This window comes from Pseudomonas sp. S2_A02 (assembly GCF_054668495.1).
Map to the genome: position 1 here is coordinate 977,670 of NZ_CP162776.1, position 21,920 is coordinate 999,589.

Sequence of the window (21,920 nt, forward strand, 5' to 3'; positions counted from 1 at the left end):
ATATGAACAGACTGTTCGAGCTGCTCGAGCGCCTTTCCCTGCGCAGTAAATTGATCATCGGCTTCGCTGCGCTGCTGATATTGATCCTGATGCTGGGTGTGCAAAGCCTACGCACTCAATATTCACTCAGGTACGAAATGCAGCAGTTGTACCAGCAGGATTTGGTCGGTATCCAGCATGTGCAGGAGGTTCGGGTGCAGCTGCCGCATCTGTTGCTGGCACTGCAACGCGCCGTCGCTACCAGCAACGCGGACATCCGCATCAGCGCCAGGGCCCAGATGGCCATCGCTCAGGAGCGTCTGCACGAGGCTCTGGAGCAGGTTCGCCCAACGCTGCGGCGACAGAGCAGCCTCAACAGCTTGTTGGCGTTTGAGATGGTATTGCAGCGCCTGCAAAAAAATGGCGATGAAGCGCTGGAGTTGGCCGGCAAGGGTTCCCTGGGTCAGGCGTTGATGTTGCTCAACAGTAAGGAATTTCTCGCGCTGGAGCAGGAAAGCGACGAGCTGCTCATCCAGATAGAGAAAAACAAAGAAGCCGACATCCACGATACGGCGAAGAATCTGGCCGAGTATGCGCAGCGCAGCAGCACAATCACTTATGTATTGCTGCTGGGCGGTTCGACGCTGGCCTTGCTGCTGACCTGGCTGGTCAGCCGTTCCATCGGCGTGCCGCTGAACCGCGTACGCGCGGCGGTTGACGAGCTGGCATCCGGCAAGTTGGACAGTCAGATCCCTCACACCGACCTGCGCAACGAAACTGGCGACCTGGCGCGCGCCATCGCCACGCTGCAACTGGAGGCTTGTCAACTTGAGCGCCAGCGCTGGGTCAAAGCCCATGCCTCGCTCCTGCAAGTGGATCTGCAACAGGCGGAGACGCCGCAGCAGTTGGCCCAGGCTTTCTTTTGCCGCATCGCGCCACTATTGGGCATGTGCCAAGGGGCGCTGTACGTTCTCTATGAAGGTGCGCCACGCCTGCAATTGCTGGGTGGTTATGCGGCGGACAGTGAGCACCCACTGCGCGCTGAGCTGGAACTCGGTGAAGGGCTACTTGGCCAGTGCGCACTGGATCGCCAACCCCGCCAGCTCAACGATCTGCCTGAGCAGTTCTGGCGTGTGCGCGCACAGTTGGGCGAAGCCCCTGCCAGCCATCTGCTGGTTCAGCCTGTACTGCGTGGCGAGCGTCTGCTCGGGGTTGTGGAAATGGCCGGCTTTCGCCCGTTGGAAGAGAACGAGGCATTGCTGCTGCAGGAAGTGCTACCGAGGCTGGCCGGTGCGATGGCCATTATGGAGCGCAACGAGGCGGCCCAGGCGCTGCTGCAGGAAACTCGTCGCCAGGCTGACGAAATGGGTGCCCAGGCCCTGCAACTGGAACTCCAGGCCCAGGAGCTGGAGGCTCAGCAGGCGGCACTGCGCGCCACCGAGGCGTGGTACCGCGGCATTATCGAGGCAGCACCGGACGGCATGTTGGTGCTGGGCGCCGACGGCCACATCCTGATGACCAACCCGCAGATGGATGCCCTGTTTGGCTACGAACACGGCGAACTGATCAGTGCCAGCATCGAGCGTCTGGTGCCGCAGGCCGCCCGCGAGCGCCATGTTCGGCTACGCGACGGGTTCATTGCCAGCGGCGGAACCCGGCAGATGGGCGGCGATTTGAATGACCTGCACGGCGTGCGCAAGGACGGCAGCCTGTTCTCGGTGGAAATTGGTCTGTCCCACCTGCCCCGCTTGGAAGGGCGTGGCGTCTGTGTTTGTGCCTCGGTGCGCGACGTGAGTGAGCGCAGGGCGATGGAGGCCAAGCTACGTACTGCCAGCGATCGCCTGAATCTGGCGCAAGAGGCCGGCGACATCGGTCTATTCGATGTTGACCTGGTCAGCGGTAAAAACTATTGGACGCCACAGCTCGAAGCGCTGTTCGGGCTTGAGCCTGGCGGATTCGGTGGCACTCTGGAGCACTGGAAGGCGTTGGTGCATCCCGATGACGTGGCGCATATCAGTAGTACATTCGAGAGCGCAGTCCAAAGTGGCGATGATCGCGTCGAGTTCGACTTCCGCATCGTGCGGCAAAACGATGGGCTGGTGCGCACGTTCAAATCGCTCAACCGATTCTCACGCACGCCTGACGGCAAGCCATTGCGCGCAACCGGCATCAACATCGACGTGACTGCACTGGCAGAGGCAAGGGCGGCGGCCGAGGACGCGACCCAGGCCAAGAGCGAGTTCCTCGCCAACATGAGCCACGAGATCCGCACGCCAATGAACGCCATCATCGGCATGAGCCACTTGGCGCTGCGTACCGAACTGGATAATCGCCAACGCAACTACATCGAAAAGGTGCATCGCTCGGCGGAGAACCTGCTGGGGATCATCAACGACATCCTCGACTTCTCCAAGATCGAGGCCGGCAGGATGAACCTCGAACAAACCCCCTTCCGCCTGGAGGACGTACTCGACAGTTTCGCCGCCATGATCGGCCTCAAGACCGAGGACAAGGGCCTGGAGTTGTTGTTCCAGACCCAGCCTGAGTTACCCACTGCTCTGTTCGGAGATCCCTTGCGCCTGGGTCAAGTGCTAATCAACCTGGGCAACAACGCTGCCAAATTTACCGAACGCGGCGAGATTGTGGTCGGTGTGGAAGAAATTGGCACGCACGAAGAGCGCGTGCAGCTGCATTTCTGGGTGCGCGACACTGGTATCGGCATGACCGTCGAGGAGTGTTCGCGCATGTTTCAGTCGTTTAGTCAGGCCGACAGCTCGACCACGCGCAAGTACGGTGGCACCGGGCTGGGCTTGTCCATCTCGAAGAAGTTGGTGGAGCTGATGGACGGCCACATTTGGGTTGAGAGCGAGCCGGGGGTCGGCTCCACGTTCCATTTCCAGGTACGCATTGGCGTGCAGCAAGGCGTTCAGCCGCGTCGCATGTTCAAGGCCGACGAACTGCTGGGTATGCGGGTGCTGGTGGTGGACGACAATGCTAGTGCTCGTGAAATCCTCTCGGGCATGGCGCGCAGCTTCGGCCTGGAGGTGGATGTCGCGGAGAATGGTAGCCTGGCGCTGCACATGCTGGCCGATGCCGAGCATAAGGTGCTGCCCTACGATCTAGTGCTGATGGACTGGCGGATGCCCGGCATGGATGGCATAGAAGCCGTGAGTAGAATGCATTCCGCCAGCCTGATGCATACCCCGTCGGTCATCATGGTCACCGCCTTTGGCCGCGAAGAGGCACGCGAGGAAGCCGAGCGCCAGGGCATCCAGTTACCGGCGGTGCTGACCAAGCCAGTAACACCGTCCTCTTTGCTCGAAGCCATCGTTGTGGTGCTGCGTAAAGGCCCGCAGGGCGATACTCGGGCCGGCGAACGCTCCCAACAGAATGCCAGCACCGTAGCCAGCCTGAATGGAGCCCGGCTGCTGCTGGTAGAAGACAACGAGCTGAATCAGGAACTGGCCTGCGAGCTGCTGGAGAGTGTCGGAATACAGCTGCGACTGGCCAGGCACGGCCAGGAGGCCCTGGACATCCTGACCGAGGATGGCAGCTTCGACGGCGTGCTGATGGATTGCCAAATGCCGGTGATGGACGGCTACACCGCCACCCAGCGGATTCGCCAACAGCCGCGCTTTAATGCTTTGCCGGTGATCGCCATGACTGCCAACGCCATGGACGGTGATCGCGAGCGAGCCCTGAGCAGTGGCATGAACGACCACATATCCAAGCCACTCAATGTCGATGACATGTTCGCCACACTGGCAAAATGGATCAGGCCACAGGCTGCTCCAGCATCGCCAAATGTAGGCCTGTCGGATGGACTGCCGGATCGTCTTGAGGGCATTGATATGGTTGCCGGCCTGGCGACCTGTATGGGCCGGCGAGAACTCTATCTGCGCCTGCTCTGCAAGTTTCGCGACACTCAGACAGGTTTTGCCGAGCAATTCCAGGCCGCACTGGCCGACTCGGATGATAGCGCGACCGGACGTGTGGCCCACAGCCTGCGCGGCACGGCCGGCAACATCGGTGCCAGGGCCGTGGCGCAGGCCGCCGCTGTGCTGGAGCTGGCCTGCCAGAACGGCGAGCCCGCTATGGTGGTGCATGACCTGGCGACGGAGGTCGAGCGTTGCCTGCTGCCGACGTTGGCCGCTCTGGCTGACCTGACAGCAAACGCCCCGGCATCGATGAGCGATGGCCTGCAGGATGGCCCCAAGTTGAGCGAACAACTGAACAGGCTCAAAGGTCTTTTGGCCGAAAGTGACACGGCGGCTATGGAAGCGCTTACCGAACTGCGCAATCTGTCACTCGATCGGGCCTTGGCCAAACGTCTGGTTCTGGTCGCGGAGCAGGTGGAGCTGTTCGATTTTGATCGTGCCCTGGAACTGTTGCAGGACGGGTGAGTTTTGCCAGGAAAGGAGCTACTGATCTCTTCTGGCAACTGGAGACCGACTGGCCGGTTTGGGTCGATTGCAGCCCTTCATGACAGGCAGCAATCGGCCAGAAGTGACACCTGGAATGCCCTCGCCCTTTACATCGCGTTGGAAGATATCGCATTGGCCAACCCAAAACGTGCCTTGAGCAAACGCGGCTAGGCGCGTTCACGCCGCTATAGTCGACTCTATTGCCGACCGTACTTCCAGGAGCTTTTTCCCAGTGTCTGACATGCCGATCAACTTCGCTTACACAAAACGCTTCAACGCCGTACTTGCCTACATTGATGCCCATCTCGAAGGTGACCTGTCGGTGAAGACGTTGAGCCACGTGGCGAACTTTTCGGCGTTTCACTTCCATCGACAATTCACCGCGTTCGTAGGCGTGCCCGTCTCACGCTATGTGCAGCTGATGCGGCTACGACGCGCGGCACATCGCCTGGCCGCCTCCGCTGAACACTCGGTACTGGACGCCGCACTCGGTGCCGGCTTTGAAAGTCCCGAGGCATTTTGCAGGGCGTTCAGGCGGGCGTTCGGTATGACGCCGAGTGCGTTCAGGAGGGAACCGAACTGGCAGGTCTGGAATGCGGTATTCGCAATCCCTCACTTTTCCAGGACTATCATCATGCAAGTACGAATCGTGGAATTCCCTGAAGTCAGGGTAGCAACGCTTGAGCACTGCGGGCCAACCGGGCTCGTCAATGAGAGCGTGCGCAAGTTCATCGAGTGGCGTATGCAGAGCGGACAGTCGCCGGTGGCATCGAGTCGCTCCTTTGGCATTCCCTATGGCAACCCCGATACGACACCGCCACAAGCATTCCGCTTCGCCATTTGCGGCGAGATTCACGAGGCGGTAGCGCCGAATGAGTTCAGTGTGCACGAGATCGTCATTCCTGGCGGTCGCTACGTCGTGGTGCGACACGCGGGGTCACCGGATCACATTGGCGAAACGATCTATCCGATTTACCGCGATTGGCTTCCCGCCAGTGGAGAGGAACTTCGTGACCAGCCACTGTTCTTTCATTACCTGAGCGTCTATCCCGAGACACCGCAGGATCAATGGCAAACTGATGTGTATGTTCCGCTGCAATAGCGGAGCAAGCAGCTTTTGACCCTGAGCGGATGTTGACGAGTGTCCGCTCAGGGGTGTGGATTGCAGTCTTTGTTCTCTCTTTGTGGCGTAGCTGACAAAGAGTAGATACTTTGATGAGCCCGGTCAGCGGGGTTCTCACTCAAATTTCAAAGCAAGGAAGTGCAATGGACGTCCCACTCCCCCTCTGGCTCATTCTCACGGCCATGACCGCTTACGTTGCGAGTACACGCGGGCGATCAGGGCCAAGATGGTTTGCAATCGGGCTTTTCGTTCCCGGCGTAGCCCTGATCGCCGTGTTGTTAATGCCACGGTTGGCAAAGACCGGTGTTGACGCTCTAGTGCACGAAGATCTGCGCCCCTGCCCTGCCTGCACCCAAGCCATCAAAGCTGCAGCCTCACGATGCAAGCGCTGCGGAGCCGAAGTGGAGCCTATCGCCCTGAGAAATCGCAGCGGCTGGGTAGCGCGCATTACTGCCCATACCGATGAAGAATTTGAACGGATGGCTGCACAGATGACGCTAATCGACATACCAACAATTCTCGATGAAGCGCCTCACGTTTTTGCAGGTCCGTTTGAAGAAAAGGCCGAGGCGCAAAACATGCTCAAATACCTGAAGTCCAATCATGACCTGGATGGACTAGTGACGTGGCGGTCAGTGACTAGGTAACAAGACACTCCCATCATCGCGCCTGGCTGTCTGCATACTTGGCTTACATGGATTCCATCTGGTTCGCAGACAGGCCCCCTCCCTCTCTCCCCGCATAGGGAGCACAACATGGACAAAAACGCAGCGCTTGAATGCCCCCCGTCCTCGCAAAACGCCCCATGCCAGGGCGAGTCCCGCACCGCTGGATGCGACAAAAACCGCAACGTCCCGCAGCAAATACAAACTGAACCGCCACTGCCGAGTCAACACCTCGCACGCGTGTCCATCCTCGACCGCGTCGCGCCAGACAGCGTTTATCTGGATGCTCTAGCATTCTGGCCTTCTCGCGCAGGCCCGTCTTGCTAAAGTTTGCGACTCACAAGCCGACAGCTTTCGTTCCCACCTCACGGATGATTTCAATGTTCCGCTCTCTTTTTTCCGGCGTTGCTTTGCTCGCCGTCGGCGCCGCCTGCACTGCCCAGGCCCAGACCCAGACCGTCACCACGCCCGAACAACTGCTGACTGAATTCTCTCGTTGCGATGCGCATTTCTTCGAGAGCCTGCGCGACGCCCGCCTGCCAGCAGGTACCTTGCGCCTGAGTGATTATGGCTCGGTCAAGGCACCGACCATCACGAGTCCGCTGCAGGAAGGTGGCACTTACCAGCGCTTCGAAACGCCCCTGATCGTCAACGGCGTGCGTATGGTCGGCTATTACAACCAGGCCCAAACCATCAAGAACGTCGGCAATTTTCTGTTCTGGGGTTTCGTAGCCGATGGCTCGCCGCAAGAGGTGGCCGCAAAACTCAAGCCGCTTATCGTTGACAACGCACGCTTTGTCAGTCAGGGCAAAGCCATTACCCGCGCTGAAATTCGCCGCGTCGGTGACCCGATCAGCCAATGGCGCACCGAAGGACTGACCGGTCCCGGCGTCGCCACGCCATTTGGTTTCGTAGACCGCGTGTTGATGGTCGACACGGGCGACACCACACCGCCGCTCGCAGGACACACCACCGTGTTCTGCTCGCTACAAGGCACCGTGACCGCGCCGCTCTTGCAAGTCTATCGCCCTGACCTCAATGCTCGTCTGCTCGACTAACAAGGATGCTTTTCATGAATGCTCGCTGGCCCGCACTGATCGCCTGCTCCGTCATCCTCACCGGTTGTGCCGGGATGCAGAACCCGCAAAAAGCCAACCTTGTCCACTGCGCAAATCAGTTTAAGGCGTCCAAAGCCGAAAACTACCCTCTGGTGCTGCAGGAAGGCGATCTATGCCTGCAGAAAAATACGCTGCCTGCCTCACTGCAAAGTTTGATTTACGCGGTGCAGGCCGACGCCTACAGCAACCTCAAGCACTTTCCCGAAGCCGTGGCGGCCAAGGAAAAATCCATGCAACTGGCGGTCAAGCCTGATCCGCGCGCCAACCTGGACTTAAGCTCCATGTATCGCGATGCTGGCAACCCGAAAAAAGCCCTTGAACTCGTGCAGTACAACCTTGACAACGGGCTGGGAGAAGCCGGAAAGGGTTCCGGCTTCCACATGCCGACCTACTATCATCTGGGCCTCGCGTTGACAGACCTGGGTCAGTACCGAGAAGCCGCTGAAGCATTCAGCACCGGCCTTGAGCGCCAGCCGGATTATGCCTGGGCCTTTTACGCGCGCGGGATCGCGTACGACCATTTGGGGGACAAGGACGACGCCAAGGCCGACTTCATGAAGTTCTCGCAGATCGCCAACAAAAGTTACGTGCTGGAGGAGCAGAAGGCCAAGCTCGCCGAGTACAGGATTTCCATGCCGTAATGTGAGAGCCGGCTTAGTGGCGAACGCAGTGGGTCAGCGACAGGGGGCGCGGAGTCCTGCTACTGGCTGATTTATGCCTATCGCGAAGGGCAAAAAACGGCCAAAAGAAGACATCGATGAAAATACAGGTACCCATCGTATGCCGCTGCCCCTGCTCCAGTTCCTTTTTTCTAAAAATTGAAACGCTGGTCAAACACTGCCTGCTCAGCCACCGTCACGGTGCATTGGCGGGCCACTTCAACCGGTATCACTTTGCCCAGCAACGGCGCCAGCGACTTGTAGAACGCCTTATCGCAGGCGACGTCTTTGCTGAAGGCTTGGGAGTTACCGGCCGCGTCGGCGGTAATCCGGCAGCCCGCCACCAATTCGGTGGGCAACTCGTTCAATGGCAGCGTCTTCGAGCCGGCGCCCTGCAACTCGATCAGCTCGTTGCACGCGCCTTTGGCCGGACCTTCCTTGATGGTTTTGGTGAAGGCGACGCGTTGGTAGTCAGTACCGGTGAACAGCACCTGGTCGTTGACCGTCACGCGGTATTGTGATGGTTTGAAGGCGATGGTTTTGATGCAGAACTGCGTGGCGACCGGTTTGCCATTGACTTCTGCTGTGGCCGTTTTGCAGCCTGGGGTAGCCTGGGTGAAGGTGGTATCGGGCGAGCTGACGCAACCGGCCAGCGATAGTAGACACACACCGAACAGCATTCTTTTCATGGGACTTCCTGTGCTCAAACATACCGCCTCCAGCAGGCGGCTCCGGACACAGATCATACCAACCGTAGGTGGCCAAAGGCGCAGAAAAGCAAGATGCCCCCCAACTCGGCTACCGCCCCCCATCTCGACAGCTGTCCGCTTTCGGCCCAAGCGGTGTGAAAACCTCAGTAAAAATCGAAGCACGCGCCTCTACGTGAAAGCAGAAATTTGTCGGCAGGGTCACACAGATCTGAATTTACGTAGGCCGCGCTCTGACGTGCCGTTACCAAACGGGATTGGAGCGTGTTCTGCCCCAATCCCGCCCTTCCTATTTCTGGCTACCCGACAATGGTGGGGTTCGAGGCGGAATCAATCGCTTCGTCCCCGTCGACTCAAACGCCGAAGCCAAACGAAGCAGCGTCGAGTCGTCATAAGCACGACCGGCAAAGGTCAGCCCGACGGGCATGCTGATGTCCGGCATGAAGTCCGTCAGGCACCGTAGTGATCTAATTGACTGTGCCCCCCGCGAGCATCGTGGATCACTACTTCGGAAATACCGAACCTCGCCTTCTGTTCAGATATTGGGGCCAAGCAGTTCCAGATCAGGTCTTTTCGCATACCGAGGCCGGAAATGAGCCGCCATCACTATTTTAGGGTTGGCGGCAGGAATGTCATTCCAGTAGCGAGACCAGGCGCGGCTCAATCGAGCATGTAAGCACCTCAAGTAGAGCCAGCGTCACCGGTAGTTTGAAACGCCGCCGGCCAGCGCTGCCTGGGTTGAGGTATAGCCGTTCGCCGCGCCATTCTATGCGTGGCTTATGCGAATGGCCGGTAATCACCAGCCTTATGTCTGCATCAAGCACGGCAGGGACATCGGCAATGTCGTGTACCAGCAAGGTCTGCCATCCATTCAGGTCGAAACAAAGTCGATCGGCGAGATTTTCTGCCCAAGGGGCGTCCAGATCATTGTTCCCGCGTACGACGTGCAGCGGGGCAATGGACGCCAGTTGATCAAGTATTTCGAGCTTGCCGATGTCGCCAGCATGAATGATCCGTTCACACCCCTCCAGGGCAGCAAGGGCTTCGGCGCGCAGTAAGCCATGGGTATCGGAGATCACGCCAACTTTCATGCAAAGCTCCGGAGCGGGCTTTCAAGGTGAGTATTATGGTCGGCCCGCTCTGCTGCGGGTCATATGGATGAGTGCTGATCTACGACTATCCAGAGAAGATCGCTCTTCGACAGCAAAGGGCAAGAAGCCCAGTTTTGGATAAAGCAACAAGCCTGCTGTGTTTTCATTGAAACATGAGATCCGGACCTCTGTGGCGTCATAGCGATTGAATGCCAGAGCTGTCATCGTCTCCACGATGAAGGTCGCTACGCCTTTACCTCGTGCCTCTTGGGCAACGATGACATTGCCGATACAGCAAACCCCACCCGTTTCAGCCCGATAAAAGTTAGCAAAGCCGACGACGCTATTCCCGCTCTCGACAACCGTCGAGTCGAATCGTTGAGTAATAGCGTTAGACAGCTGAGCTTCAGTCAGCGGGTATTGAGCTTTCGGAAACATATAAAACAGTTCCCGAGCGTCAAGGGAAAGCTACAAATGGTTTTGATGTCATCAGCCTTCACTGGCCTGTGTTGCAATATCATCGCGCATCCTTGAGGTCTATGTTTACCGCTTACCAAGCGGGATTGGAACGTGTTCTGCCCCAATCCCGGCCTTCCTATTTCTGGCCACCCGACAATGGAGGGGTTCGAGGCGGAATCAATCGTTTCGTCCCCGTCGACTCAAACGCCGAAGCCAAGCGAAGCAGCGTCGAATCGTCATAAGCACGACCGGCAAAGGTCAGCCCGACGGGCATGCCGATGTCCGGCATGACGCCCATCGGCACCGTGACCGTGGGAACACCCAAGTGGCGGATGGCGAGATTACCGTTGGCGACCCAGACACCGTTACTCCACGCGATGTCCGCAGACTTCGGATCGACATCGGCATTCGCCGGCCCGACGTCGGCCACCGTCGGGAAGATCACTGCGTCGAGCCCCAGCCGGTCCATCCACTCTTCAAGATCAATCCGGCGCGTCTGCTCAAGGCCGCGTAGCCCGTCAGGCACCGTGGTGATCTGGTCCCAAGGAGTGATGCCGCGCTCGGCCATCCGCACATATTCGTCCATGCCAGCGGCAAGGTCGCCCTCACGGTTGGGCAGCGTTCCTGGGTCGTGCGGGAAAATCAGCGGTCCGTTTACATCGACCAGGCGATTGAGTGTTGGATCGCCGTTGGCCTGCAGAAAATCGTCGAACGCCCAGGCCGTCAGGTCCCATAACTCATGGTGAAGGAACTCTTTGGACACCAGGCCGCGGTTGAACACCGTCGGTGCGCCAGGGCGATCACCCTCGCAATTGGAGACCAGCGGGAAATCGACCTCGATCACTTCGGCACCAAAGGCTTCGAGTGCCTTGCGAGCCTCTTCCCAGAGCCCGATAACCGAGGGACGGGTGTTGATTCGCTGGCCCGTCGGACCGCCGATACCAGGCGCATCGCTGGTGCCTGCATCGGGATCGGCGTTGATGTACATACGAGGAACGCCGAAGCGTTTTCCGGCAAGGGCATCGGTATTCACGGCAAGTGACCCATAGGAAGCGGGACGCACCGAGGCGACACTCGGGATGGGCACCCAGGGTTGCATCCGCCACAGATCGCCTCGTGTGTCGGGATCATCCGCCACCACCACGTCGAGCACTTCGAGCAAGTCCGCCATGGTTCTGGCAAACGGCACGACAACGTCCATGGTCGGCGTCAACGGCCAGTTGCCGCGCACCGAGATCACCCCGCGCGAAGGTGTATAGGCGCACAAACCATTGTTCGAGGCAGGCCCTCGGCCGCTCGACCAAGTCTCTTCGGCCAGGCCGAAGGCCGCGAAACTGGCGGCGGTTGCCGTACCGGCACCGTTCGATGAACCCGAGGCGAAAGGGGCGGTGAGATAGTCAGCGTTGTACGGGCTCTCGGCACGGCCATAGACCCCGCGCTGCATGCCGCCGTTCGCCATGGGCGGCATATTGGTCTTGCCCAGGCAGATCGCGCCGGCGGCACGAAGCCGTTCGATGGTGAATGCATCGCGATGAGCAATCAGGTTCGCGAAGGCGGGACTTCCGGAGGCTGCGGTGAGCCCCTTCACCAGATAACTGTCCTTGGCCGTATAGGGAATGCCATCGAGCTGCCCCAGCGTTTCGCCCTTGGCCCGACGGGCATCGGACGCCTGCGCTTCCTTGAGCGCATCGGGGTTGCGAACCACCACTGCGTTGAGGGCGGTGGGAGTGTTCGGGCTGTCGTAGGCATCGATCCTGGCGAGATAGGCCTGGACCAATTCAACCGCCGTCGTCTGGCCCGATTCGAGCGCAGCACGCAGTTGGGCAATGGAAACCTCGGTGACCTCAATCATGCTGTTACCGTCGGCGGCTGATGGGTGGCTGGATCTTTGACTCAAAGGCATCACTTATCTCAAAAGGGGTTTTCATATCGGTTCTCGTTGCACTGCATCAGCGCGGTCGATTATTCACAATATGGGTTCAACATCTTTATTTTGGGGCGCTTGATGCAGGAGATGCGATCAATACGCGGTGAGTACGTCGTACCCGTGATTTTGCATAAGATAGAGAAAGAACGCACGCCATGAACAGCCCTGAAACGCTACGCATCCTGAAGCCGCTCACGCAGAAACTCGATAAATCGCTGGGTTTTCGCTGGCAACAGCCGTGTCTCGGTGAGGGCGTAAACCGAGACGGGTGAAGCCTGCCACTGTGGCAAGACTCTACGCAGTGTGCCATCGGCGATGTCTTGCGCAACGATACCTTCCCCCAATAACGCGATACCCAGATCCAGCGTCGCCATACGTCGAATCATTCCCACGCTATTGAGTTCAAATCGACCGTCAACTTCCACCTCCAGCTCCCCTTCCCCGTCACTGCCGGAGAGAATCCAGCGGTCGGCGCGCGTGCCGCGCATACGCAGGCATTCGTGCCTGGTCAGGTCCGAGGGATGAATCGGTTCACCGTTCAGTTCGAGATAACGAGGTGAGGCATAAAGACAACGGGACAAACTGGCGAGCTTACGGGCGATCAGATTCGAACTCGCTGGCTCGCCCATGCGGATGACCACATCGACCGGCTCACTCACCAGATCGACCTGACGTGGAGTCAGATCAAACTCGAAGTTGATACCGGGATACAACCGGGCAAACTCCGCAATCAGCGGCGCCAGGTAGAGAGTGGCGAAATCCACCGGGAACGAGGCCCGCAGTACACCACTGGGCTGGGCAAGCATTTCGCCGAGCTGCTCGTGCGCGAGCCGGGCTTCGTCGACGATGCGTTTGCAGCGATCGAAGTACAACTGCCCCGCCTCGGTCAGTTCGATTTTGCGCGTGGTGCGATGCAAAAGCCTTAGCCCGATTTCCTTCTCGAGGCCACTTATCCGGCGCGACAGTGTCGAGTTCGGCATCCCCATCGCCTCGGCCGCCCGGCGGAAACTGCGCGCCTTCACGACTTCGACGAACAGCGCCATGTCGTTGAGAAACTCCAATGTCATTGCTCCATCAGTGGATCAGTCAATTCTGTTTTACCGGGTTTATCCCGAATTCGGATTGATCAATGATAGCCACATCGTTTCCTGAGGAGTACCGCAATGCATTCGCTTTTTTCTCAAGTCCAGATCGGTCGCCTTACACTGTCCAACCGCATGGTCATGGCACCGATGACGCGTTCGCGTTCCGATGATTTCGGGGTGCCTACCGAGCTGGTGCCTACTTACTACGCGCAACGCGCCGATGCCGGGCTGATTGTCTCTGAAGGGGTGTTTCCTGCGGCCCTTGGCCAGGGTTACCTGCGCACTCCCGGTATCGAAACCGCCGAGCAAATGGCCGCCTGGAAGCAGGTTACCGAAGCCGTACATGCTCGCGACGGGCGGATCTTCATGCAGCTGATGCACTGCGGACGCATTTCACACCCTTCGCTGTTGCCTGACGGCGCCCTGCCACAGGCCCCTTCCGCGATCAAACCCGCCGGCCAGACCTGGACAGCCACAGGCCTTCAGGACTTCGTCACTCCTCATGCGCTGAGCGTGGTCGAAATTGCCGCGGTCATCGAGGGCTATCGTCAGGCCGCTCGCCTGGCCATCGAGGCCGGTTTCGACGGTGTCGAGCTGCATGGCGCGTCGGGGTATCTGCCTGAACAGTTTCTCTCGACGGGCAGCAATCAGCGCACCGATGAGTACGGTGGATCGGTTGAAAACCGTGTTCGCTTTGTACTGGAGGTGCTGAACGCCATAGCGACGGAAATTGGCAGTGATCGCGTCGGCATCAAGCTCTCCCCTGAAATGAACTTCAACGACATCGTCGATGCCAACCCGCAAGAAACCTACACCCATCTGGTCGAGCAATTGCGCGGGCTGAATCTCGCCTATCTGCACGTTGCCCTGTTCGGCGCCAGCGTCGATTACCACGCCTTGTTGCGTCCCCTGTTCGATGGCAGCTACCTGATCGGTGGCGGGCTCGACCAAAACGCCGCCCAATCCCTGCTCGCTAAGGGCCAGGCCGACGCGGTGGTGTTTGGCAACGCATTCCTCGCCAACCCCGACCTGCCCGAGCGTTTTCGCACAGGCGCCGAGCTTAATGTGCCGGATAAAGACACGTTCTACGCACCGGGCGCTCAGGGGTATATCGATTACCCAGCCATGAACCCGGCTCAAAGCGCCTGAGTGGCGCTGCAAGGCTAAAAATCTGGTGCAAAACCTGTGGGAGCGGGCTTGCCCGCGAAGAGGGAGTGTCAGTCGACATCAATGTTGCCTGATACACCGCTATCGCGGGCAAGCCCGCTCCCACAGGGATGTGTGTTTGACTGACTGTTGCCGTCTACATCTCAACCTGCGTGCCCAGCTCTATCACACGATTGAGCGGCAATTTGAAGTATTTGAGATTGCTGTTGGCGTTCTTCAGCAAAAACGCGAACAGGCTTTCGCGCCACCGAGCCATGCCGATGCGTTTGGTCGGGATGACCGTCTCTCGGCTAAGGAAATAAGTGGTGCGCATCGGACTGAAATCCAGCTCTTTCAAATGGCATAGGCTCAACGCCAGAGGTACGTCAGGCTCCTCTATAAAACCAAAGTGCAGACTCACTCGAAAGAATCCTTCACCAAAAGCCTCGACCTCGAATCGCCGATCCGCAGCCACACGCGGACTGTCTTCAGACACTACGGTAAGCAACACCACCTGCTCGTGCAGTACCTGGTTATGCAACAGGTTATGCAAGAGGGCATGCGGGACAGCATCAGCCCTGGCCGTCAGAAATACCGCGGTACCCTGCACACGATGAGGTGGTTGCGAGCCGATGCTGCTGATGAACAACGGCAGCGGCAGCGAGGTTTCGTCCAATCGCTCGACAATGATCTTTCGACCTCGTTTCCAGGTGGTCATCAAAATGAACAGGGCAATACCGGCAATGACGGGGAACGCACCGCCCTGGAAGATCTTCGGAGCGTTGGCGGCGAAGTACAGGCTGTCCACCATGAGAAAACCCAACAGCATCGGAATAGCCAGCCAACGGGGTGTTTTCCAAAGCAGCAATACAACGGCCGAGGACAGAATGGTGGTAATCAGCATGGTCCCCGTCACCGCCACGCCATAAGCCGCCGCCAGCGCACTGGACGATTCAAAGCCGATGACCAGCAACACGACGCCGACCATCAGCGCCCAGTTCACCATGCCGATGTAAATCTGCCCCTGCTCCTGACTGGAGGTGTGCTGGATAAACATACGAGGCACGTAACCCAGCTGAATAGCCTGGCGAGTCAATGAGAACGCGCCGGAAATCACCGCTTGGGAGGCGATGATGGTGGCCAGTGTCGAGAGCGCGACCATCGGCAGCAACGCCCAGTCAGGTGCCAATAGATAGAACGGATTACGTACCGCTTCAGGGTTGCCGAGGATCAGCGCGCCTTGACCAAAGTAGTTGAGTACCAGGCCGGGGAGTACCAGGATGAACCAGGCACGAGCAATGGGTTTGCGACCAAAATGGCCCATATCGGCATACAGTGCTTCAGCACCGGTCAATGCCAACACGACGGCGCCCAGGATGGCGACGCCAATGCCCGGATGAACCAAGAAAAATTGCACCGCCCACGCAGGATTCAGCGCTTGCAGAACTTCCGGCCGTTGCAAGATGCCGTAAATGCCGAGTGCACCCAACACCACAAACCACAGCACCATGACCGGGCCGAACAGGATGCCGATACGCGCCGTGCCGTGTTTCTGTATCAGGAACAGTGCTACCAGGACGACCACGGACAGCGGAACCACCCAATGCTCAATGCCATCGAACGCAAGCTGTAGCCCTTCAACCGCCGAGAGCACCGAAATGGCCGGGGTGATCATGCTGTCGCCGTAAAAAAGTGCCGCGCCAAACAGGCCAAGCAGCACCAGGACCCTGCTCATCTTGGGATACGGCGCCGCAGCCCTGCGTGCCAGTGCCGTCAAGGCCATGATGCCTCCCTCGCCCTGGTTGCTGGCGCGAAGGATAAACAGCACGTACTTGATCGAGACAACCCAGATCAATGACCAGAAGATCAACGACAGAATACCCAGTACACCGTCGTGATTGGCCTGGACTCCGTAGTGACCGGCGAACACTTCTTTGAGGGTGTAAAGAGGACTGGTGCCGATATCCCCATAAACCACGCCCACCGCGGCGACAAGCAAACCCACTCCCGAGGTTCTGGAATGGGATTCTTCATGGGCAGGGATTGCTGTTTCGCTCACGGGTCGCTTCTCGATAAGGAGGAAGGATTGCAATGCCAGTCAGTTAAGCGAAATCCATGTGGGAGCGGCGGTGCAGCGGTGCGGCGGTGCGGCGGTGCGGCGATCCGACTTGCTCGCGAAGACGCTGGCACAGTCAACATTGATGTCGCCTGACACACCGCTTTCGCGGGCAAGCCCGCTCCCACAGGTTTCGCACCTTAACTGACTGGAATCAGGAAGAATTGCAGGCCTATCGATGATAAAAAAACGTGGCCAGTATCATTGCGGGGAAGAGTATCCACCGTAAAAAAACCGTAAATTTCTACCGACAGCACGCTCCGCCAGCGACTCGCACCTACTGCGCCGTCCCGCCACGAGGTTTATAAAACAGAAACTTCCGGGTCTCGGCCGTCCTGGCGTATTTCTTTGCCCAGGCGGGCTTTACCGTTCTGTCGTGGAAGTACAAAGCACCATGGGTGCGGTCCGTGAGTTGCTTGTTGAGTGCCTTGCGCGCGATTTCCTTGGCGAGGGCATATTCATCGTCTTCCTTTACCTGATCCGCACGTCCGTCGCACCACCACGAAAACTGGCAGGAATGCGTTTCAGAACCTTGCTTGACCACCGCACATACCGTATCGGGAAAACCCTCGTGGCCGAGCCGGTTCATGACCACGCTGGCGACGGCTTCCATGTCCGCACCGGCCACACCTTTGGCTTCCCAATAGATGCTGCGTGCAAGGCAGGTGATTGCATCGTCCAGAGGGGCTGCGCCTGCGGGATCGACCGCCTGCGCTTCGGAGGGGGTGATGACCTCGGACTTGGGCACTGGAAGTTCGCTGTCCTTCTCGGCGGCTTTCTGTTCCAGGATCTGTGCCTTGTCCTCAGCCACTGCCTGTTTTTGCTCCTGCTCAGTCGCCAACACCTGGCCGTCTAGAAGGATGATTGCGAAGCAGGTGAGTACCCATTTTAATCGCATGAACGATCCTTTCGATGACACTGGCCTGGGCAATGAAACGGCGACGTTGTAGCGCTGACCTGGCTTGATTGTAGTCGCCACAAGTCATTCCAGCCGCCTGACAATAATCTGCATGTCGGGGCGAAAAGGCATTGCGTCAGGAGGGGTGAAATCGCGCATCATGGGCACAGACCGTTCAAGGGAGATTTTCATGCGCAGCCTGTCATCCGTTTTGCATCTTGCCGTGTTGTCATTCGGGCTGGTGTTCAGCGTCGCCGCGTCGGCGACCGATGAAACGCAGCTGGTCGAGTCGATCAACGTTTACCGCAGCCAGGCGCAGCGCTGCGGCGGCCAGGCGTCTTCGGAGTTGCCGCCACTGGCGAGCGATCCGCGTCTGGTCCTGTCCGCCAACAGCATCGGCGACTTGCAGCAGGCTCTGGCCCGCGCGGCTTATCCGATGGTCAATGTGCAGGCAATCAGCTTGTCCGGCCCGCGTGATGCGCCGTCCGCCATGAAGGCGATTCAGGAGAGCTTCTGCCAAGTGGTGCTGGACCCGCAATTCGTCGACATCGGCGTCAGCCGCGATGGCCGTGAATGGCGCATTGTGCTGGCGCGTCCGCTGTTGACCGGGCGTCTGGGCGACTGGCAGGCGGAGGGACAGAAACTGCTTGAAGCGATGAACAGCGCCCGCGCTCAGACACGCCAGTGCGGCACCCAAGCCTTTACCGCCACGACGCCACTGGCCTGGAACGCCACGCTGGGCTCCGCGGCCGAGATCCACAGCCGGGCCATGGCCAACAATAACTATTTTGATCACAAGGACCGCGATGGTCGCACGCCGGGTGATCGCGCTGAACTGGCGGGTTACGCCGGTCAGCAGGTCGGCGAGAATATCGCCGCCGGGCAAGACACGGTGCGCAAGGTGGTCGATGGCTGGCTGGCCAGCCCGGGCCATTGCGCCAACCTGATGAACCCACAATTTCGCGAGCTGGGCGCGGCCTATGCGGTGGACCCGAAGAGTGACGCGGGCATCTACTGGACAGCGATGTTTGGTACGCCGTGAAGGCTTGAATCGACAGTTGAAAAAGGAATGCTCACTTGAATAAAGCCCCCTCTTCGATCGTCGAGCAGGACCTGTCGAAGCCTGAGGCCATCAGTCTGCGGGAAGCGTTTCTGTTCTGGCTGAAGCTCGGCTTCATCAGTTTCGGCGGGCCGGCCGGACAGATTTCGATCATGCACCAGGAATTGGTAGAGCGCCGACGCTGGATCTCGGAACGGCGCTTTCTGCATGCCCTCAACTACTGCATGTTGCTGCCTGGGCCTGAGGCTCAGCAGCTGGCGACCTACATCGGCTGGCTGATGCACCGCACATGGGGCGGCCTGATCGCCGGCGCGCTGTTTGTGCTGCCTTCGCTGTTCATCCTGATCGTGTTGTCTTGGGTGTACATCGCCTTTGGCGAAGTGCCGGCGGTGGCCGGTCTTTTTTATGGGATCAAGCCTGCCGTGACCGCCATTGTGGTGCAGGCAGCTCACCGGATCGGCTCGCGGGCCCTGAAGAACAACTGGCTGTGGGGAATCGCCGCAGCGTCATTCACGGCCATCTTCGTGTTCAATGTGCCGTTCCCGTTGATTGTGCTGGGCGCCGCCATCATCGGTTATGTCGGCGGACGTCTGGTGCCTGAAAGGTTCCAGACCGGGGGCCACGGCGCTGCGAAAAAATCCTTCGGCCCGGCGTTGATCGACGACGATACTCCGCCTCCCGAACACACCCGCTTCAGCAGTTTTAAATTGCTGCGCCTGTTGTTGGTGGGTGCTGTTTTGTGGGTATTGCCGATGGGCATTCTCACCGCTCTGTTCGGCTGGGAAGGCACCCTCACCCAAATGGCCTGGTTTTTTACCAAAGCGGCGTTGCTGACGTTCGGCGGCGCGTATGCCGTGCTGCCCTATGTGTATCAGGGCGCCGTCGGTCACTATGGCTGGCTGACACCCACGCAGATGATCGATGGTCTGGCACTCGGCGAAACGACTCCCGGACCGCTGATCATGGTGGTAGCTTTCGTCGGCTTTGTCGGCGCCTATGTTCATCAGGTGTTCGGCCCCGATCATGTATTCCTGGCCGGCGCCCTCGCCGCCACGCTGGTGACCTGGTTTACCTTCCTGCCTTCGTTCCTGTTCATCCTCGCTGGCGGTCCGCTGGTGGAATCGACGCACAACGAACTCAGGCTCACCGCACCGCTAACCGCGATTACTGCGGCGGTGGTGGGAGTGATACTTAATCTGGCGTGTTTCTTCGGCTACCACGTGCTCTGGCCCAACGGCTTCGGCGGTCAACTCGACTGGCCTTCGGCGCTGATCGCCATTACGGCGGCCATTGCGTTGTTCCGCTTCAAGCGGGGTGTAATCGAAGTACTGATGGGATGCGGGCTGATTGGGCTGGCGGTGCATCTGCTGCGCTAGCCCGATCCAGACGAAATCATTGGCCTTGCCGTTGCCTCTGTAGCTCAGTCTTCAGCCAGAAGCTGGCCGATTGTACGCCTGCCGGACAACGCACTTCATAGGCGCGGCCACTCATACTGCTTTGGCTGGCCGCCAGATCGATGAAGTCCTCTGCGCTGTTTACCTTGTTCCGGTCTTCAAGATACTTCAGCTTCTTCTGCAAATGTTCCCGGGCCTCAGCGCCCGGGTATTCGCTTCCGTTACGCACAAACCGGCACTCACTGTGCTCGACAAAGTCCAGCAAGCTGTTTATTTCCTGAGTGGCTTGAGGTGGGGTTTGCGCCTGTGCATCGAACGCCACGGCGGTCAAGCCGATACCCGACGCGATCAGCCAATGGCTGAGGCGCCGAGCGAAACGTCCAGGCAGGATTCCCATGGTGATTCCTCGCATGACTAACGGCAGATCAGGGCGGTGGTGCCCGCTCTGAAGGTTGACGGACAAGTATCAATCGTCGTCGCGGTCGTCACGGTCCCGATCGCGGTAACGACGGCGATCATCACGACGGTCGTAATCGCGGTCATACCCTCGATCATCACGTTGGTCATAGCCTCGGTCATGGTCGCGACGGTATTCACGGCGGTGATCCCGATCGTACCTGTCGTCATCTTCCCAGTGAGGAAAGCAACCTCCCAGCAGGAGGGTACTTGCAATGGCCAGGGTCATTATCGCGGTGCGCTTCATTTGAACGTCCTAAAAGGTCAGAGCTGCGGGGATGAGGTGACGCTTCCCGCGAAATAAATCGCAGTGCGTTCAAACCCATAACTACGACCTTCCAGCCAATCAATGATTCCGTTATCGCAGGGCCTTAGAGCGTTCTTTGGCTGTTGCCGATGGTTTTGGCTTTTTCGATGGCCCACTCCATCGCAGCTTCCATGTCCATCTGATGCGGCGACGGATGGTTGTCCTCAACGATAGCCGAGCCGTCCGGCCAGTAAACACCGATGAACATCCCCAGCGAACCGTCTCTCAATATCTCGGCCTTTACCTTGATCGTGCATCCGTTCGATAGCGTTTCCGAGTGGATCATATGGCGCTCAGTCATGACTGCATTCCTCCCGTCGTAGCTATCAGCGTAACCCATGCAGCGCTGACCGCGATGACGCTCAAGCGTCTATCTGCACCACCTCAATCCCCAGTTTTTGATAATCCTCGACATTGCCCGAGGCCACATGACGTTCGGTGATCAGGGTGTGCACGCGGTTGCAAGGCGCAACAACGAAGGGCTCCACCGCCCCCAGTTTATCTGCGGTGGTGACGGCAATCACATGGGAAGCGCTGGCGAGCATTGCCTGCTTCACCGGCACCTCATCGAAATGCAGCGAGCTGATGCCGACTTCCGGATGAATGGCGCAAACCCCGGTAAACACCAGGTCGGCCTTGATGCTCTCGATCAGCCGCAGCGCTTCATGGCCGCCGGAAGACATCGTGGCGGGATTGAGCTGACCACCGGCGACGATCACTGTGATGCCTTGGTATTCGGCCAGGGTGATCGCGATCATCGGCGACGCGGTGATGGCCGTGATGCAGATGTCAGCGGGCAACGAGCGCGCGATCTGCAGCGTGGTGCTGCCGGAATCGAAAATCACGATCTGGCCGTTTTTAACCCGCCGTGCGGCGAGTTGGGCCAGCCGGGTTTTCACTTCATCGGTTTCGCCGACCCGGGTGAAGTAATCCTTGCCCGTGTCTTTGGGCCGCGGCAGCGCCCCGCCGTGTACCCGCTGCACCAGCCCGGCGCTGGCCAGCTCCGACAGATCCCGGCGGATGGTGTCCTCGGACACGGCGAAATGCTGGCTCAATTCGGAGGCCATGACCTTACCGTCGCGTTCGAGGATCAGCAGGATTTTTTGACGGCGCAGCTGCGGGAGTTCGGCGATGGAATGCTCGGCCTGCATGGTTATGCCTGTTTTTGCGTGTTTGTGCGAGATTAGACAAGCACCGGGATGAACACAACAGGCGGCAGAAGAATGCAGGCTCATACCAAGCGCAGAACCTGTAGGAGCGGGCTTGCCCGCGAAAGCGGTGTGTCAGCAAACATCAATGCTGGATG

At 58.9% G+C, this 21,920-nt stretch carries 18 protein-coding genes and 2 pseudogenes; 8 read left to right on the plus strand and 12 right to left on the minus strand.

Features of this window, described 5'->3' with window-relative positions:
* The first annotated feature begins 2 nt into the window (after window positions 1–2).
* From AB4O41_RS04200 to AB4O41_RS04220, 5 genes are all read left to right on the plus strand, one after another.
* Complete coding sequence (locus AB4O41_RS04200; RefSeq protein WP_460146417.1) at window positions 3–4,382, plus strand: response regulator; 4,380 nt, start codon at window positions 3–5, stop codon at window positions 4,380–4,382.
* Between the two features lie 253 nt (window positions 4,383–4,635).
* On the plus strand, window positions 4,636–5,505 hold the full coding sequence (locus tag AB4O41_RS04205) for an AraC family transcriptional regulator (protein WP_460146418.1): 870 nt from the start codon (window positions 4,636–4,638) through the stop codon (window positions 5,503–5,505).
* Window positions 5,506–5,669: 164 nt separating this feature from the next.
* Window positions 5,670–6,173, plus strand: a complete 504-nt coding sequence (locus AB4O41_RS04210; protein WP_460146419.1) for an SPOR domain-containing protein — start codon at window positions 5,670–5,672, stop codon at window positions 6,171–6,173.
* Between the two features lie 398 nt (window positions 6,174–6,571).
* The gene (locus tag AB4O41_RS04215) at window positions 6,572–7,249 is read left to right on the plus strand and encodes a hypothetical protein (RefSeq protein ID WP_460146420.1); all 678 of its coding nucleotides are present in this window, start codon (window positions 6,572–6,574) and stop codon (window positions 7,247–7,249) included.
* Between the two features lie 14 nt (window positions 7,250–7,263).
* A complete protein-coding gene (locus AB4O41_RS04220) occupies window positions 7,264–7,950 on the plus strand; it encodes a tetratricopeptide repeat protein (protein ID WP_460146421.1) in 687 nt (228 codons plus the stop codon).
* A 170-nt stretch (window positions 7,951–8,120) separates the two neighbouring features.
* Here the strand turns inward: AB4O41_RS04220 and AB4O41_RS04225 are convergent, their stop codons facing one another.
* The 6 genes and pseudogenes from AB4O41_RS04225 to AB4O41_RS04250 form a co-directional block, all read right to left on the minus strand.
* Window positions 8,121–8,657 (minus strand): hypothetical protein, encoded by a 537-nt coding sequence (locus tag AB4O41_RS04225; RefSeq protein WP_460146422.1) that lies wholly within the window; start codon window positions 8,655–8,657, stop codon window positions 8,121–8,123.
* Window positions 8,658–8,964: 307 nt separating this feature from the next.
* A pseudogene (locus AB4O41_RS04230) lies at window positions 8,965–9,117 on the minus strand (hypothetical protein); the annotation flags it as partial.
* A 190-nt stretch (window positions 9,118–9,307) separates the two neighbouring features.
* Complete coding sequence (locus tag AB4O41_RS04235; RefSeq protein ID WP_217854561.1) at window positions 9,308–9,766, minus strand: metallophosphoesterase family protein; 459 nt, start codon at window positions 9,764–9,766, stop codon at window positions 9,308–9,310.
* Window positions 9,767–9,799: 33 nt separating this feature from the next.
* Window positions 9,800–10,287, minus strand: a pseudogene (locus tag AB4O41_RS04240) (GNAT family N-acetyltransferase).
* Window positions 10,288–10,361: 74 nt separating this feature from the next.
* A complete protein-coding gene (locus AB4O41_RS04245; RefSeq protein ID WP_460148272.1) occupies window positions 10,362–12,077 on the minus strand; it encodes an amidase in 1,716 nt (571 codons plus the stop codon).
* A gap of 248 nt (window positions 12,078–12,325) precedes the next feature.
* Window positions 12,326–13,213: a LysR family transcriptional regulator gene (locus tag AB4O41_RS04250; protein WP_460148273.1), complete on the minus strand. Its 888-nt coding sequence runs from the start codon at window positions 13,211–13,213 to the stop codon at window positions 12,326–12,328.
* 102 nt (window positions 13,214–13,315) lie between these two features.
* Between AB4O41_RS04250 and AB4O41_RS04255 the strand changes: the two genes are divergently transcribed.
* Window positions 13,316–14,386, plus strand: coding sequence for an alkene reductase (locus AB4O41_RS04255; protein ID WP_460146423.1), 1,071 nt, complete (start codon window positions 13,316–13,318; stop codon window positions 14,384–14,386).
* Between the two features lie 154 nt (window positions 14,387–14,540).
* On the opposite strand, the gene AB4O41_RS04260 is transcribed toward AB4O41_RS04255, so the two are convergent.
* On the minus strand, window positions 14,541–16,442 hold the full coding sequence (locus AB4O41_RS04260) for a potassium transporter Kup (RefSeq protein WP_460146424.1): 1,902 nt from the start codon (window positions 16,440–16,442) through the stop codon (window positions 14,541–14,543).
* A gap of 334 nt (window positions 16,443–16,776) precedes the next feature.
* On the minus strand, window positions 16,777–17,397 hold the full coding sequence (locus AB4O41_RS04265; RefSeq protein WP_460146425.1) for a cell wall hydrolase: 621 nt from the start codon (window positions 17,395–17,397) through the stop codon (window positions 16,777–16,779).
* A gap of 190 nt (window positions 17,398–17,587) precedes the next feature.
* Between AB4O41_RS04265 and AB4O41_RS04270 the strand changes: the two genes are divergently transcribed.
* Together AB4O41_RS04270 and chrA are read left to right on the plus strand one after the other, a co-directional pair.
* Window positions 17,588–18,439, plus strand: coding sequence for a CAP domain-containing protein (locus tag AB4O41_RS04270; RefSeq protein ID WP_460146426.1), 852 nt, complete (start codon window positions 17,588–17,590; stop codon window positions 18,437–18,439).
* Between the two features lie 35 nt (window positions 18,440–18,474).
* Window positions 18,475–19,833: a chromate efflux transporter gene (gene chrA, locus AB4O41_RS04275; protein ID WP_258621656.1), complete on the plus strand. Its 1,359-nt coding sequence runs from the start codon at window positions 18,475–18,477 to the stop codon at window positions 19,831–19,833.
* Window positions 19,834–19,849: 16 nt separating this feature from the next.
* Here chrA and AB4O41_RS04280 read toward each other — a convergent pair whose 3' ends face one another.
* The 4 genes from AB4O41_RS04280 to AB4O41_RS04295 form a co-directional block, all read right to left on the minus strand.
* Window positions 19,850–20,248 (minus strand): YfeK family protein, encoded by a 399-nt coding sequence (locus tag AB4O41_RS04280; RefSeq protein ID WP_460146427.1) that lies wholly within the window; start codon window positions 20,246–20,248, stop codon window positions 19,850–19,852.
* 69 nt (window positions 20,249–20,317) lie between these two features.
* Window positions 20,318–20,554 (minus strand): hypothetical protein, encoded by a 237-nt coding sequence (locus tag AB4O41_RS04285; protein ID WP_008006269.1) that lies wholly within the window; start codon window positions 20,552–20,554, stop codon window positions 20,318–20,320.
* 124 nt (window positions 20,555–20,678) lie between these two features.
* The gene (locus AB4O41_RS04290; protein WP_258621651.1) at window positions 20,679–20,915 is read right to left on the minus strand and encodes a hypothetical protein; all 237 of its coding nucleotides are present in this window, start codon (window positions 20,913–20,915) and stop codon (window positions 20,679–20,681) included.
* 61 nt (window positions 20,916–20,976) lie between these two features.
* Complete coding sequence (locus tag AB4O41_RS04295) at window positions 20,977–21,765, minus strand: DeoR/GlpR family DNA-binding transcription regulator (RefSeq protein WP_460146428.1); 789 nt, start codon at window positions 21,763–21,765, stop codon at window positions 20,977–20,979.
* Between the last annotated feature and the right edge of the window lie 155 nt (window positions 21,766–21,920).